General features: G+C 72.0%; 14 protein-coding genes. 10 read left to right on the forward strand and 4 right to left on the reverse strand.

Going from position 1 to position 15011, the window contains the following annotated elements; genetic code table 11:
- Positions 1–10 precede the first annotated feature (10 nt).
- Together O7597_RS16765 and O7597_RS16770 are read right to left on the reverse strand one after the other, a co-directional pair.
- Positions 11–703 (reverse strand): nucleotidyl transferase AbiEii/AbiGii toxin family protein, encoded by a 693-nt coding sequence (locus O7597_RS16765; RefSeq protein WP_269739779.1) that lies wholly within the window; start codon positions 701–703, stop codon positions 11–13.
- 2 nt (positions 704–705) lie between these two features.
- The gene (locus tag O7597_RS16770; RefSeq protein WP_269739778.1) at positions 706–1032 is read right to left on the reverse strand and encodes a hypothetical protein; all 327 of its coding nucleotides are present in this window, start codon (positions 1030–1032) and stop codon (positions 706–708) included.
- A gap of 76 nt (positions 1033–1108) precedes the next feature.
- On the opposite strand from O7597_RS16770, the gene O7597_RS16775 reads away from it, so the two are divergent.
- Genes O7597_RS16775 through ilvA form a run of 4 tightly spaced genes read left to right on the forward strand, consistent with a single transcriptional unit; the run spans position 1109 to position 5847 of the window.
- The gene (locus O7597_RS16775; protein ID WP_269739777.1) at positions 1109–2251 is read left to right on the forward strand and encodes a cystathionine gamma-synthase; all 1143 of its coding nucleotides are present in this window, start codon (positions 1109–1111) and stop codon (positions 2249–2251) included.
- A 16-nt stretch (positions 2252–2267) separates the two neighbouring features.
- Positions 2268–3677, forward strand: a complete 1410-nt coding sequence (locus O7597_RS16780; protein WP_281580104.1) for an amidase family protein — start codon at positions 2268–2270, stop codon at positions 3675–3677.
- Positions 3678–3721: 44 nt separating this feature from the next.
- Entirely contained in the window at positions 3722–4624 is a 903-nt protein-coding gene (locus tag O7597_RS16785) for a DUF4328 domain-containing protein (protein ID WP_281580105.1), read from the forward strand.
- A gap of 2 nt (positions 4625–4626) precedes the next feature.
- Positions 4627–5847: a threonine ammonia-lyase gene (gene ilvA / locus O7597_RS16790; RefSeq protein WP_281580106.1), complete on the forward strand. Its 1221-nt coding sequence runs from the start codon at positions 4627–4629 to the stop codon at positions 5845–5847.
- A gap of 60 nt (positions 5848–5907) precedes the next feature.
- Here ilvA and greA read toward each other — a convergent pair whose 3' ends face one another.
- Together greA and O7597_RS16800 are read right to left on the reverse strand one after the other, a co-directional pair.
- Positions 5908–6405, reverse strand: a complete 498-nt coding sequence (gene greA, locus O7597_RS16795) for a transcription elongation factor GreA (RefSeq protein ID WP_164446063.1) — start codon at positions 6403–6405, stop codon at positions 5908–5910.
- A 191-nt stretch (positions 6406–6596) separates the two neighbouring features.
- Complete coding sequence (locus O7597_RS16800) at positions 6597–7031, reverse strand: DUF4307 domain-containing protein (protein ID WP_269739772.1); 435 nt, start codon at positions 7029–7031, stop codon at positions 6597–6599.
- Between the two features lie 220 nt (positions 7032–7251).
- Here O7597_RS16800 and mca point away from each other — a divergent pair, with 220 nt between their 5' ends.
- The 6 genes from mca (at position 7252) to purE (ending at position 15006) form a co-directional block, all read left to right on the forward strand.
- A complete protein-coding gene (gene mca, locus O7597_RS16805; RefSeq protein ID WP_281580107.1) occupies positions 7252–8133 on the forward strand; it encodes a mycothiol conjugate amidase Mca in 882 nt (293 codons plus the stop codon).
- A 48-nt stretch (positions 8134–8181) separates the two neighbouring features.
- Positions 8182–8478: a hypothetical protein gene (locus tag O7597_RS16810; protein ID WP_164446060.1), complete on the forward strand. Its 297-nt coding sequence runs from the start codon at positions 8182–8184 to the stop codon at positions 8476–8478.
- Between the two features lie 240 nt (positions 8479–8718).
- Complete coding sequence (locus O7597_RS16815) at positions 8719–11187, forward strand: bifunctional diguanylate cyclase/phosphodiesterase (protein WP_269742641.1); 2469 nt, start codon at positions 8719–8721, stop codon at positions 11185–11187.
- A gap of 43 nt (positions 11188–11230) precedes the next feature.
- Positions 11231–13270 carry a thioredoxin domain-containing protein gene (locus O7597_RS16820; RefSeq protein WP_281580108.1) on the forward strand — a complete coding sequence of 680 codons (2040 nt, stop codon included), beginning with the start codon at positions 11231–11233 and terminating at the stop codon, positions 13268–13270.
- Positions 13271–13321: 51 nt separating this feature from the next.
- Positions 13322–14518 (forward strand): 5-(carboxyamino)imidazole ribonucleotide synthase, encoded by a 1197-nt coding sequence (locus O7597_RS16825; RefSeq protein ID WP_269739770.1) that lies wholly within the window; start codon positions 13322–13324, stop codon positions 14516–14518.
- Entirely contained in the window at positions 14515–15006 is a 492-nt protein-coding gene (purE, locus tag O7597_RS16830; protein ID WP_269739769.1) for a 5-(carboxyamino)imidazole ribonucleotide mutase, read from the forward strand. Before O7597_RS16825 ends, purE begins: the two co-directional genes overlap by 4 nt.
- Positions 15007–15011 lie beyond the last annotated feature (5 nt).

Genomic DNA, 15011 nt, shown 5'->3' on the forward strand with positions numbered 1-15011 from the left:
GCACCGCCGGTCACAGCCGGTCGAGGTACGCGTCCCACTCGTCGCCGGCCACCGGCACCGGACCGGTCTCCCCGTTCGCCAGCCGGGACCGGATGTCCGCCTCCCAGGCGATGGCCCAGCCGCGTAGCTCGACGATCCTCGGGTCCGTCAGCCCGTACGCGGTGAACGTCTCGTCGTCCAGCTCACCGATGGCGCCGAGCCGGTCAGCCAACTCCTCCAACGAGAATCCGACCGTGTGTCGGGCACCCAGAGACTCCAGGTCGGGCCGACGGAGGCGGTCGTTGGCGGCGTGGATGTCGATGTAGTCACGGTGCGCGGCGCGCTCGTGAAGCGCTCGCATCTTCAGGCCGACCGCGTCGTCGAAGGCGAGAACGGGCCCAAGCTTGAGCGCGGCGGGTGGCCCGATCGCCTCTTTCAACAGGTCAACCTCGCACGCTTGATCTGTTGCGGTGACCATCAACCGTGCCATCCGTGCGGTCGCCTCGATGATGCGCGCGTCGAATCCGGCTGCGACGTACGCATCGACAAGGCGCGCGGCCACGACCGGTAGAGGAAGAGTGGTGGCTGTCGCGAAGTCGATGTCCCGGGACGGTCGTTTGACAAGATCGTGTGCGGCGAGGGCGTAGCCGCCGGCCAGGACGAGCCCGAGGTCGTCGCCAGCAGTGAAGCCGACGCGCAGCAATCGAAGGTGTAGTTCATCCACACTCAGGAAACGAGCTCGGGAAGCCGACGTTCCCAGATCGCCACCAGACGCCTTGAGGTGAGGCGCCTGACGCGGGGCCAGTCGTTGCGGAGCAGCGTCGCGTTGACGTAGCGGACGATATCGTCCCGTTGGCCGCAGTCGAGCAACGTCCGGTACAGAGTCAGTCGTTGCCGCGGATCGGCGATGTCGAACTCGGTAAGACCCGACCAGGCCAAACGCAGGGGCAGTACGACGTGGCCACACTCCGGCCCGGTGAGCTGGTCCAGTGACGTCGGGATGCGGTCGGCCGCGCCAGCCAGGCGAGACGCCAGCGTTTCCGTCGGACTCATCGGCCCAGTATGACCCAGCCGGCCGGCAGGGTGGGTTTCATACGGTGGGACGGGCGGGAGGACTAACGTCTGCGGAATGACCCATGGCTTCGAGACGCTCGCCATCCATGCCGGCCAGGACCCCGAGGCCCGCACCGGCGCGGTGATCCCCCCGATCTACCAGACCAGCACGTACGCCCAGGACGCGGTCGGCGCGCCACGGCTCGGCTACGAGTACAGCCGCTCCGGCAATCCGACGCGGGACGCGCTCCAGGAGTGCCTGGCCGCGCTGGAGGCCGGCCGGGTCGGCCTGGCCTTCGCCAGCGGTCTCGCCGCCGAGGACACCCTGTTGCGTACCGTCTGTGGTCCGGGCGACCACGTGGTGATCCCCGATGACGCGTACGGCGGCACGTACCGGCTCTTCGCCAAGGTCGCCGAGCGGTGGGGCCTGGCGTACACCCCGGCCCGGGTCTCCGACGCGGACGCCGTGCGGGCCGCGATCCGGCCCGGCGTCACGAAGGTGGTCTGGGTGGAGACCCCTACCAACCCGCTGCTCGGCATCGCCGACATCGCCACCCTGGCCGCCGTGGCGCACGACGCCGGGGCGCTGCTGGTGGTCGACAACACGTTCGCCTCGCCGTACCTGCAACAGCCGATCACGCTCGGCGCGGACGTGGTCGTGCACTCGACCACCAAGTACGTCGGCGGGCACTCCGACGTGGTCGGTGGCGCGTTGGTGGCGGCCGACGCCGACCTCGGCGAGCGACTGCGCTACCACCAGAACGCGATGGGCGCGATCAACGGTCCGTTCGACGCGTGGCTGACCCTGCGCGGTATCAAGACCCTCGGGGTACGCATGGACCGGCACTGCGACAACGCCGAACGGATCGTGGCGTACCTGGACGGGCATGCCAAGGTCGGTCAGGTGCTCTATCCGGGCCTGCCCACGCACCCCGGGCACGAGGTGGCGGCGAAGCAGATGCGTCGGTTCGGCGGCATGATCTCCTTCCGGGCCGCCGGGGGCGAGGAGCACGCCGTCGAGATCTGCAACCGGGCCCGGCTCTTCGTGCTCGCCGAGTCCCTCGGTGGGGTGGAATCCCTGATCGAACATCCCGGCCGGATGACACACGCGAGTGCTGCCGGCTCGCCGCTTGAAGTTCCCTCCGATCTCGTGCGACTGTCTGTCGGCATCGAGACGGTCGAAGACCTGCTCGCCGATCTGGAGCAGGCGCTGGGCTGACCGCTGGCTTGGGAGGGTGGCCGTGCAGGACATCATGCCGACCTGGGTCGGGGCGACCGCCAAACAGATCGCCCGGGGCGTACGCCGGGGAGACGTCTCCGCCACCCAGGTGCTCGCCGACCACCTCGACCATGTCGCCAAGACCGACGTCGACCTCGCCGCGTTCCGCGCGGTACGCGGCGGGGAGGCGGTCACCGAGGCGGAGAAGGTCGACGAGCAGGAGGACCTGGCGAACCTCCCGCTGGCCGGGGTGCCGGTCGCGGTCAAGGAGAACACCCCGGTGGCCGGTGTGCCCACCTGGAACGGTTCCGCCGCCGTCCGTACCGCCGTGGCGGAGGCCGACCACGAGGTGGTCCGCCGACTACGCGGAGCCGGGGCGGTGATCCTCGGCGTCACCCGGATGCCCGAGCTGGGCCTGTGGGGCAGCACCGACGACGAGACCGCCGTCACCCGCAACCCGTGGGACCTGTCCCGCACCCCGGGCGGCTCCTCCGGTGGTGCGGCCGCGGCCGTGGCCGCCGGACTGGTGCCGATCGCCCACGGCAACGACGGTCTCGGCTCGATCCGGATCCCGGCCGCCTGCTGCGGGCTGGTCGGCCTGAAACCCGGTCGCGGGGTGGTGCCCTGTCAGCTCGGCGCGGAGGACTGGTTCGGCCTGACCGAGCACGGCATGCTCAGCACCACCGTCGCCGACGCGGCGGTCGGTTTCCAGGTGCTCGCCGGGCGGGCCCAGAGCAAGCTCGTACCGCCGCAGCGGCTGCGGGTCGGCGTGTCGCTGCGATCGCCCGTGCGGGGCGTCTCACCCGACGCGCCGAACCGGGACGCGGTCGCCGCCGCCGGTCGGCTGCTCGCCGGTGCGGGGCACGACACGGTGCCGGCCGACCCGGTGTACCCGACGTCGCTGGGCCTGAAGGGCATCGCCACCTGGTTCGCCGCCGCGGCGGCGGACGTGCGCGACGCCGGGGTCGACCGGCGTGCCCTGCAACGCCGCAGCCGCCGGCACGTCGCCCTCGGCGAGTGGGCCTGGCGGCGCGGGTACGTCCGGGAGGCCGACCGGTCGGCCTGGCGCGAGCGGTCGATCGGCTTCTTCACCGACCATTCGGTGGACCTGCTGCTCACCCCGGCGCTGGCCAGCGCACCGCCGCCGGCGGCCAGCTGGTCGACCCGCTCCTGGCAGGCCAACATGCTGGCCAGCATCCGGTACGCGCCCTACGCCGCGCCGTGGAACATCGCCGGCCTGCCCGCCCTGGTGGTGCCGGTGGGCCGCCGCCCGGACGGGCTGCCGCTCGCCGTGCAACTTGTCGGACCACCCGGCTCGGAACTGCTGCTGCTCGGCGTCGCCGGTCAGTTCGAGATGGCGAACCCGTGGCCTCGGCACGCACCCGGATACCCGCACGTCGGAACGGGCTGGCCAGCCAACGCTTGATCATCTAGGCTCCCCGGCACCGCGACAGGGGAGGACCGCCGGGCATGCTCTGCCACACCTGCGACACCGACACCGACGTACGCACCAGAGAATGCCCGACCTGCCGCACGCCGGTCGGTGCTCCGGCCCTGCACCCGGGTGCCCGGGTGCGACCGGTCCGGGGCGTCGGTCGGGCCGCCTCGGTCGCCGTCGCCGCGACCACCGCGTTCCTGTTGTTGACGGTGGCCGTCCAGCCGGTGAACGCGCTGCTCGCCGAGCGGGCGGCCGACACCCGCGACGGCGAGACGTTCCTGCTCACCGCGGGGGTGCTGGAACTGGCGGCGGCACTGCTCTACCAGGTCGCGTTCCTGGTCGCGATCGTGCTCGTGATCGTCTGGACCTGGCGGGCCCGGACGAACCTGGACGCCTTTCCGGGCGCCGGGCCCACCAACTCCGACGGGTGGGCGATCGCCGGATGGTTGGTGCCGTTCGTCAACTTCGTGATGCCGCACCGGGTGGTGGGCAACATCGCCCGGGAGAGTCTGTGGCGGCTCAGTACCCCGGTGCTCGTGCACGTGTGGTGGGGCAGCTGGTTGGTGTTCCTCTTCGCGGAACGGATGTTCGCGCGCTCCGCCGCCGCCGAGTACGAGGCTCTGCCGTACCCGCGGACCTCGTCCGATTTCCAGGCGTACGCCGACCATTACCTGCGGGCGACCGGTGAGTACCTGGTGCCGGCGATCTTCTGCACGGTGGCGGGGGGTTCCTTGATCGTGCTGATCCAGAGCATCTCCACTGCGCAGACCGCCCGAATCGCCCGGTCGATGCCCGCCGGCCCGATCCTGCCCGGTATGACGGTGGCCGCATCGCCGGACCCGGCCTCGGCCGTCCCGGCACCGTTCACCGGTCCGCCGCCAGCTGTTCCGGGTCGGGCGTCGCCGACGCCGGACGGGGCGGGTGGCACGATCTAGGCATGACGGAACTGGTCAGCCTGGACGAGGTGCGCGCGGCCCGGGACCTGCTCGACGGGGTCGTCCGGACCACTCCGCTGGAGCCGTCCCGCCCGCTCAGCGCCGCGCTCGGCGGGCCGGTCTGGCTCAAGTGCGAGAACCTCCAACGGGCGGGGTCGTACAAGGTGCGCGGCGCGTACGTGCGGATCTCGCGGCTGTCGGCGCAGGAGCGTGCCCGGGGCGTGGTCGCGGCCAGCGCCGGCAACCACGCACAGGGTGTGGCGCTCGCCGCCGGCCTGGTCGGCACCCACGCCACCGTCTTCATGCCGGTGAACGCGCCACTGCCGAAGGTGGCGGCCACGAAGGGATACGGCGCCCAGGTCGAGCTGATCGGTGCCACGGTCGACGAGTCTCTGGTCGCGGCGCAGACGTTCGCCGAGCGCACCGGCGCAGTGCTGATCCATCCGTTCGACCACCGGGACGTCATCGCCGGGCAGGGCACGGTGGCGCTGGAGATCCTGGAGCAGTGCCCGCAGGTCACCACGATCGTCACCGGTGTGGGCGGGGGAGGACTGATCTCCGGGCTGGCGGTTGCCGCCAAGGCGCTCCGGCCGGAGGTTCGGGTGATCGGGGTGCAGGCGGCCGGCGCGGCGGCCTTCCCGCCGTCACTTGTCGCGGGCGAGCCGGTCCGGCTGCCGGCCTTCACCACCATCGCGGACGGCATCGCGGTCGGTCGGCCGGGCGACGTCACCTTCAGCCACGTCCGCAAGCTCGTCGACGACATGGTCACCGTCTCCGAGGAGGACATCTCCCGGGCGTTGCTCATGCTGCTCGAACGCGGCAAGCAGGTGGTCGAGCCGGCCGGGGCGGTCGGCGTGGCCGCCCTGCTGGCCGGTGCTGTCGAGGTGACCGCGCCGGCGGTGGTGGTGCTCTCCGGTGGCAACATCGACCCGCTGCTGATGTTGCGCGTGATCGAGCACGGACTGGCGGCGGCGGGTCGGTACCTGCGGGTGACGGTGCGCTGCTCGGACCGGCCCGGACAGCTGGCCTCGCTGTTGAGCGAGATCGCCGAGCACCGGGCGAACGTGGTGGACGTGGTGCACCAGCGGGCCAACCCGCACCTGCGCCTCGGTGAGGTGGAGGTGGCGCTGTCGGTGGAGACCCGTGGCGTCGAACACTCCGACATGCTGATCAGCGCGCTGCGGGCCAGCGGCTACCAGGTGACCATCGCACCAGAGGCGTGACGCGGTGGCGTCACGCCTCTGGACGATCGGACTGCCGGCTCGGCCGGCGGACGACGACGGTCAGCCGGAGAAGGGCTCGAAGCTGACCACGGTCACCTTGATGTCGGCGCCGCTCGGAGCGGTGTAGGTGCAGGCCTGGCCCGCCTTGCCGCCCAGGATCGCCTGGCCGAGGGCCGACTCGGGGCTGTAGACCGTCAGGTCCGTGGTCGAGGCGATCTCACGCGAGCCGAGCAGGAACGTCTCTGTGTCGTCGGCGTCGTCGTCGAAGTAGATCGTCACGACCATCCCGGGCGCCACGGCGTCGACGGTCGGCGCCTCGCCGACCTGGGCCGTGCGGAGCAGCTCCTTCAGGTAGAGGATGCGCCCCTCGGCCTTGCCCTGCTCCTCGCGGGCGGCGTGGTAGCCGCCGTTCTCGCGCAGGTCGCCTTCCTCACGCCGGGCGTTGATCTCGGCGGCGATGACCGGCCGGTTGGCGATCAACTCGTCGAGCTCGCCCTTCAGGCGGTCGTACGCGTCCTGGGACAGCCAGGTGGCGGGCGCCTCGTTGCCATTGGACACAGGCGGTCCTCCTCGGTTGTGCGTGCTGGCTGACAGGTGAACCTCCAAGTTACCAGTGCCCTACGACAAGGAGTGTCGGCGATCACGCCGGGCGCATCGACGGGCTGCCCGGATCGGGGGCCGTCGACCGCCGCGGGCTGTCGGCGTCCGGACCCGAGGCGCAGGAGAGCGGGCGGCTCCCGTGGCGGATCTCAGCCGGGTGGCCGGCAGCGGACGACCTCACCGATGAACGGCCGCGCCGTGGTCGCGAGGCGGTGCCGGACGGTGACGTGAGGTTGCCCGGCGACGGCGGTCACCGGCACCTCCTCGCGGGCCACCTCGGCACCGGCGTGGTCCCGGGCGCGCAGCACGCACACCGCCGAACCACCGTCCGGCAGGTTCACCCGGAAGTCGACCACCACCTGGTCGTCCGTGATGTCGCCGTAGCTGATCACCTGGGCGTCGTACGCCGGATCGCCGTACTGCCGGTAGAGCCGGACCGAGACGGCGGTGAGCGTCGCGACCACGACGACGGCGAGCAGCGCGGCCAGCACCGGGCGGCGGCGGCGCGGCGCGCGGCGGCGACCGTACCGACCGGGTGGGAAAACCGGCGCGTCCGGTCCAAGTGTGGCGTGCGTCTCGGTCACCGTCGGGTATCTCCCTGGCGTTGTTGTCAGCGGTATCGGCAAGAATGGCAGAGTCCGCCATTCCTGTTCGACTCGGTCGCCAGATCTGGCTCAGCGTCGCGTACGGCTGGGGTCAAATATGACAGGCCGGCGCGGTCCGATGCCGCTACGGGGAGGAATCCGGCAGGTCAACGGGGGCCCGGGGTGGGTCGCCGGTGGGCAGAGACGAGGAGCGCCGACCTTGGCAGAGCAACTTCGACTCATGGCCGTTCACGCGCACCCCGACGACGAGTCGAGCAAGGGCGCCGCGACGATGGCGAAGTACGTCGCCGAAGGGGTGGACGTGCTGGTCGTGACGTGTACGGGCGGTGAGCGGGGCAGCGTGCTCAACCCCAAGCTCGACCGTCCCGACGTCTGGGCGAACATCGCCGAGATCCGTCGCGCCGAGATGGACGCGGCCCGGGCGATCCTCGGCATCGAGCAGGCATGGCTGGGTTTCGTCGACTCCGGTCTGCCCGAGGGTGATCCGTTGCCGCCGCTGCCCGAGGGTTGTTTCGCCCTCCAGGACGTGGACGTGGCCGCCGGCCCGCTGGTGCGGCTGATGCGTGAGTTCCGTCCGCACGTGGTCACCACCTACGACGAGGAGGGTGGCTACCCGCACCCGGACCACATCATGTGCCACAAGGTCAGCGTGGCGGCCTTCGACGCGGCCGGCGACGCCGAGCGCTACCCGGAACTGGGCGCGCCGTGGCAGCCGCTCAAGCTCTACTACGACATCGGCTTCTCCAAGGGCAAGATCCTGGCGTTGCACGAGGCCGTGCTCGCGACCGGTGCCGATTCGCCGTACGCGGAGTGGCTGACCCGCTGGGAGGACCGGCCGGACAAGGGGCCCCGGATCACCACCCGGGTGCCCTGCGCCGAGTACTTCCCGGTGCGCGACGACGCGCTGCGGGCGCACGCCACCCAGGTGGATCCGGACGGCTTCTGGTTCCAGGTGCCGATGGAGCTGCAGCAGCGCGCCTGGCCGACGGAGGATTTCGAGCTGGTCCGGTCGTCGGTCGACAGCCCGATGCCGGAGTCGGACCTGTTCGCCGGCGTGCGAGGTACGGCCCATGCCCGCTGAGCGGGCGGCGGGCTACCCTGGTCGCACACCGCGACCCGGAGGAATCCCATGCTGACCGCTGCTCAGGTGCTCGCCCAGAACAACTTCGGGGACACCCGCACCGGTGGCCTCGCCGGGCCGATGGGCCTGTTCCTCATTCTCGTCCTCGGTGCCGCCACCGTGCTGCTGATCCGGAACATGAACGCCCGGCTGCGCCGGCTTCCGGACCGGTTCCCGACCGAGGGGCCGACGGCGCCCGGCACCGAGTCGATGGACCGTTCGGTCGATGATCCGACAGGTGGGATCGTGACGGAGGATTCATCCACGGATGCTCCCAACGGGCGCAAGCAGCGCCGCGACGGCTGATCGGAGCATGATTCACGTCGAACCGGATGGTCGACCCCTGTTGCGACCATCGGGTTTGGCTTAGCCTTCCGCCGGGGGGACCAGAAGTCCTCAAGCTGCGCGGGAGGGGGCGCCGATGACCACCGCAGTCGTGTCCGCCCGCCGCGTGGCCTGTTCCGGGTCGGCGGGAGGGGGTCGGTGACCTCCGGCAGGGCCGGTCAACCGCTCGACCGGCCCCGGGTCCGTGGTACGCCGACAGGGCTGCACCTGCTCACCGCCGCCGTCGTGGCCACCGCGTTGGTGACCGCGGTGGTGGGCCTGAGCCTGCCGGCGCGGCTGCCCGCCGACGATCCGCTCGCCGGGCCCGCCCGCTTCGGCTTCGCGGTCGCCCTCTTCGCCCTGTCCCAGCTGGCCCGGCTCCGGTTCCGGGCCGCGGCCGGCGTGGTGAGCGTCACCTGGGCCGAAGCCGCCCTGGTCGTCTGCCTCTACCTGGTACCACCCGGCTGGCTGCCCGGGGCCGCGCTGCTCGGCGTCGCGCTCGCCTGGACGGCCCTCTCGTTGGTGGACGAGGGACGCGCCACCTGGGACGTCATCCGAATCGCGAGCGCACACACCGCCGCCACCGCGCTGGCGGTCGCGGTCACCACCGCCCTGGGCCAGCCGACGCTCGCCGGTCCGACCCCGGCGCTGGCGCTCGCGGTGGCCGCCGGCGCCCTCGCCTATCTACTCGCCAGCGCCTGGCTGGGCGGGGTGATGCTGGCGCTGCGGCACGGCATCCCGATCGGGCGCCCGCTGCTCGCCGCACTGCGCGGCAAGCTGCTGATGTTCGTCGGCAACCTGGTGGTCGGCGTGCTGGTGGTGGTGCTGATCGAGATCGACCCACGCTGGCTCCTGTTGCTGCCCGCTCCGCTGTGGCTGCTGCAGCAGACCTACCGGCAACGGTTGCGGGAGGACCGCGATCGGCGTACTTGGCGATCGCTCGCCGAGGCCACGAAGGCGCTGAACCAGCTCGACGAGCGGGGTGTCGCCACGGCGGGCGTCACCGGAGCGCTGACGCTGTTCGAGGCGGACCTGGTCGACGTGGAGGTGGCCCGGCGGGACGGTCGGTGGCGTCGCTACCGGGGCGACCCGGGTGGTCAGGTGGTCGACCGGGAGATCGCTCCGCCCGGCGGCGACGAGCCCGAACCGGGGGAACTGGTCCGCGACCTGTCGGTCGGCGATACCCGAGTGGGCCGCTTGCGGGTGCGCTTTCCCAGTACGGCGCCGGCCACCGGTCGGGAACGCGACGCTCACGCCGCCTTCGCCGACGCCCTCGCCTCGGCGTTGCACGATGCCGCCACTCACCGGGAGTTGCGCCTGGTCACGGCCCGCTCCTCGTACGAGGCGGTGCACGACCCGCTGACCGGCCTGGCCAACCGGGCGGCGATGCTCGGCAAGGGCGACCAGGCGTTGCGGCAGCTGGCCCATGACCACCCGGTCGCCCTGCTGCTGCTGGACATCGACCAGTTCAAGGAGGTCAACGACACCCTCGGGCACGCCGCCGGTGACCAACTGCTGCGGTTGACCGCCAACCGGCTGGGTGCCCTGGCCCGCTCCGGTGACCTGCTGGCGCGCCTCGGTGGCGACGAGTTCGCCCTGCTGCTGAGTTCGGTCCCGCTGGTCGGCGACCGCGCCGCGCCCATGGCGTACGCGCTGCGTCAGGCCCGGGACATCGCCGAGCGGCTGGCCGCCCCCACCGAGGTGGCCGGGGTGCGGATGTCCGTCGAGGTCTCCGTCGGGGTGGTGGTGGCCCCGGCCGGCACCGCCGATCTGACCGAACTGCTGCGCCGGGCCGACATCGCGATGTACCAGGCCAAGTCGGGTGGTGTCAGCGTGGCCGCGTACGACACTGCACGCGACGCGGCCAGCACCGACCAGCTGGCCCTGCTCGCCGAGCTGCGCGAGGCGTTGCAGTCCGACGACCAGCTGGTGCTGGTGTTGCAGCCGGCCGTGGACCTGGTCACCGGGGCACCGACCGGCGTGGAGGCGCTGATCCGTTGGCGGCACCCGAGGCGGGGCTGGTTGGGGCCCGCCGACTTCATCCGGCCGGTGGAGAACAGCGAGCAGCTCGGTGCCTTCACCCGCTACGTGCTCGACAAGGCGCTCGCCGTGGCCGCCGACTGGGCCCGGGAGGGTCTGGACGTCCCGATCTCGGTGAACCTCTCCGCTCGCAGCCTGTTGGATCCGAGGTTGCCGGCGGAGATCGCGGAGGCGCTGCGTCGGCACCAGGTGCCGGCGGACCGGCTGGTCCTGGAGATCACCGAGACGGTGGTGATGAGCGACCTGGAGGTCATCGACCAGGTGCTCACCACGTTGCGGTCGATGGGCGTGCAGTTGGCGGTGGACGACTTCGGTACCGGCTTCTCGTCGCTGGCGTTCCTGACCCGGGTCACTGTGGACGAGCTGAAGGTGGACCGCTCCTTCGTCCTGCAGATGGCGGATTCACCCCAGGCGGCGGCCATCGTGCGCAGTACCGTCGGGCTGGCCCACCAGTTGGGCCTGCGGGTGGTGGCCGAAGGGGTGGAGACGGCCGCGCAGCGGTCCGCGCTGGCGGAGCTGGGCTGCACCGCCGCCCAGGGCTACCACTTCTTCAAGCCGATGCCCGCCGACAAGATCGCCGCCGTCCTCGGCTCCCTACGCGACAGCGCCCCCACGAACGTCCTCCCCCTCCGCGCCGACGGCGCCTCCTGACGTCCGACCGGCAACCGGGTGCCCGGCTGGATATGGTCGTCGGGTGAATCGACTCGCGGACGCCACCAGCCCGTACCTGCTCCAGCACGCCGACAACCCGGTGGACTGGTGGCCCTGGTGCGACGAGGCGTTCGCCGAGGCGAAACGGCGGGAGGTGCCGGTGCTGATCTCGGTCGGCTACTCGGCCTGCCACTGGTGCCACGTGATGGCGCACGAGTCGTTCGAGGACGAGGCGGTCGGCAAGCTGCTGAACGAGGGTTTCGTCTCGATCAAGGTGGACCGCGAGGAGCGGCCCGACGTCGACGCGGTCTACATGACCGCGACGCAGGCGATGACCGGTCAGGGCGGCTGGCCGATGACCGTGTTCGCCACGCCGGACGGCACCCCGTTCTTCTGCGGCACGTACTTTCCCCGGCCGAACTTCGTCCGGCTGCTGGAGTCGGTCGGCGCCGCGTGGCGGGACCAGCGTGAGGCCGTGCTGCGCCAGGGCGTCGCGGTGGTGGAGGCGATCGGCGGCGCCCAGGCCGTCGGCGGCCCCACCGCCCCGCTCACCGCCGAGCTGCTCGACGCCGCCGCCGACCAGCTGGCCAGCGAGTACGACGAGGTCAACGGCGGTTTCGGTGGGGCGCCGAAGTTCCCGCCGCACATGAACCTGCTCTTCCTGCTGCGCCATCACCAACGCACCGGCTCGGCGCGGAGCCTGGAGATCGTCCGGCACACCTGCGAGGCGATGGCCCGTGGCGGCCTCCATGACCAGCTCGCCGGCGGCTTCGCCCGGTACTCGGTGGACGGGCACTGGACCGTGCCGCACTTCGAGAAGATGCTCTACGACAACGCCCTGCTGCTGCGGGTCTACACCCAGCTGTGGCGACTCACCGGCGACGCGCTGGCGCTGCGGGTGGCCCGGGACACCGCCCGGTTCCTCGCCGACGAGCTGCACCGGCCCGGGCAGGGCTTCGCCTCCGCGCTGGACGCGGACACCGAGGGGGTCGAGGGGCTGACCTATGTCTGGACGCCGGACCAACTGGTCGAGGTGCTGGGCGAGGAGGACGGCCGGTGGGCCGCCGACCTGTTCGCGGTGACCGATGCCGGCAGCTTCGAGCACGGTACGAGCGTGCTGCGGCTGGCGCGCGACGTCGACGACGCGGATCCGACGGTACGGGAACGCTGGCAGGTGGTGGTCCGCCGACTGCTGGCCGCCCGGGACGCCCGACCCCAGCCGGCGCGGGACGACAAGGTGGTGGCCGCCTGGAACGGGTTGGCGATCACCGCGTTGGCGGAGTTCGTCCGGCTGGTCGAGACCACCGGCCGGCTCGGCACCGAGGGCGAGGCGAACCTGTTGGAGGGGGTCACGATCGTGGCCGACGGGGCGATGCGGGACGCCGCCGAGCACCTCGCCCGGGTGCACGTCGTCGACGGGCGGCTGCGCCGCGCCTCCCGCGACGGCCGGGTCGGCGATCCGGCCGGAGTGCTGGAGGACTACGGCTGTGTGGCCGAGGCGTTCTGCGCCATGCACCAGGTCACCGGCGAGGGGCGGTGGCTGGACCTGGCCGGTCAGCTCATCGACGCGGCGCTGGCCCACTTCGCCGCGCCCGGCGGAGCGTTCCACGACACCGCCGACGACGCGGAGCAACTGGTCGCCCGGCCCGCCGACCCGACCGACAACGCCACCCCCTCGGGTCGGTCCGCGATCGTCGCCGCCCTCGTCGCGTACGCGGCGTTGACCGGGGAGAACCGCTACCGCGAGGCCGCCGAGACGGCCCTGTCCACCGTCGCGCCGATCGTCGGGCGGCACGCCCGCTTCACCGGTTACGCGGCGACCGTGGGCGAGGCGCTGCTCTCCGGGCCGTACGAGATCGCGGTGGCGACCGAGGATCCGGCGGGTGACCCGCTGGTGGCGGCGGCTTACCGGCACGCCCCACCCGGCGCGGTGATCGTGGCGGGCCCCCCGGACCGGCCCGGGACACCGCTGCTGGCCGACCGTCCGCTGGTCGACGGGCGGGCCACCGCGTACGTCTGTCGGGGCTTCGTCTGCCAGCGACCGGTGACCGGCGTCGAGGAGCTGGTGGGACAGTTGCGTTGAGCCGGATCCGCCGGCCGGTGCCGGGACCGGCCCGGTTAGGCTGACGCCGCTATGGATTCCCGTACCGGTCTGCCCGTTGTCGGCATGGTGGGTGGCGGCCAACTGGCCCGGATGACCCACCAGGCTGCGATCTCCCTCGGCCAGTCGCTGCGTGTGCTCGCGCTCACCCCGGACGACGGGGCGGCGCTGGTCGCCGCCGACGTCCAGTACGGCGACCACACCGACCTCGTCGCGCTGCGTACCTTCGCCAAGGGCTGCGAGGTGGTCACCTTCGACCACGAGCACGTCCCGACCGAACACATCCGCACGCTGACCGGCGAGGGCGTGAAGCTGTTCCCGCCCGCGGACGCCCTGGTGCATGCCCAGGACAAGCAGGTCATGCGGGAACGGCTCGCCACCCTGGGCGCACCGAACCCGCGCTGGCGACCGGTCGGATCCCCCGCGGAGCTGGTCACCTTCGGCGACGAGGTCGGCTGGCCGGTCGTGCTCAAGGCCGCCCGTGGTGGGTACGACGGGCGGGGCGTGTGGCCGGCCACCGACCCGGCGTCCGCGAGCGAGTTGGCGGAGACGCTGCTCACCGGCGGCACCAAGCTGATCGTCGAGGAGCGGGTGCCGCTGCGCCGGGAGCTGGCCGTGCAGGTGGCGCGCTCACCGTTCGGGCAGGTCGCGGTCTATCCCGTCGTCGAGACCGTGCAACGCGACGGCATCTGCGTCGAGGTGCTGGCCCCGGCGCCCGGCCTGGCCGAGGAACTGGCGGTCGCCGCCCAGCAACTCGCCATCGACCTGGCCACCGCGCTCGGCGTGGTGGGCCTGCTGGCCGTGGAGCTGTTCGAGATGGTCGACCCGACGGTGCCGGGCGGTAGCCGGCTCGTGGTCAACGAGCTGGCGATGCGCCCGCACAACTCGGGGCACTGGACCATCGAGGGCGCCCGGACGTCACAGTTCGAGCAGCACCTGCGCGCGGTGCTGGACTATCCGATGGGCGACACCTCATTGACCGCCCCGGTGGTGGTGATGGCGAACGTGCTCGGTGGCCAGCCCGGCGGCATGTCGATCGACGAGCGGTTGCACCACCTCTTCGCCGCCGAGCCGACCGCCCGGGTCCACCTGTACGGCAAGCAGGTGCGCCCCGGCCGCAAGATCGGGCACGTCACCGTGCTCGGTGACGATCTGGACGAGGTACGCGCCCGGGCTGCCCGGGCCGCCCGCTGGCTGCGGGACGGAACACCGGAGGAACAAGCGGCATGAGCACGGTCGGTGTGATCATGGGGAGCGACTCGGACTGGCCGACGATGCGGGCCGCCGCCGACGTGCTCGCCGAATTCGAGGTGCCGTACGAGGTCGAGGTGGTCTCGGCGCACCGCACCCCGGTCAAAATGATCGACTATGGTCGGGCCGCCGCCGATCGGGGACTCAAAGTGATCATCGCCGGGGCCGGTGGCGCGGCGGCGCTGCCCGGCATGGTCGCCTCGGTGACCCCGCTGCCGGTGATCGGCGTACCGGTGCCGTTGAAGCACCTCGACGGCATGGACTCGCTGTTGTCGATCGTGCAGATGCCGGCCGGTGTGCCGGTGGCGACCGTGTCCATCGGCAACGCCCGCAACGCCGGGCTGCTCGCCGTCCGCATCCTCGCCGCCGCCGACCGCGCCCTGCTCGACCGGATGTCGGCCTACCAGGCCGACCTGGAGCAGTTGGTCGCCGAGAAGGACGCCGCACTCCGCGCCTCCCTGGCTTGACGCCA

The sequence above is a fragment of the Verrucosispora sp. WMMC514 genome (assembly GCF_027497295.1).
Taxonomy (GTDB): domain Bacteria; phylum Actinomycetota; class Actinomycetes; order Mycobacteriales; family Micromonosporaceae; genus Micromonospora; species Micromonospora palythoicola.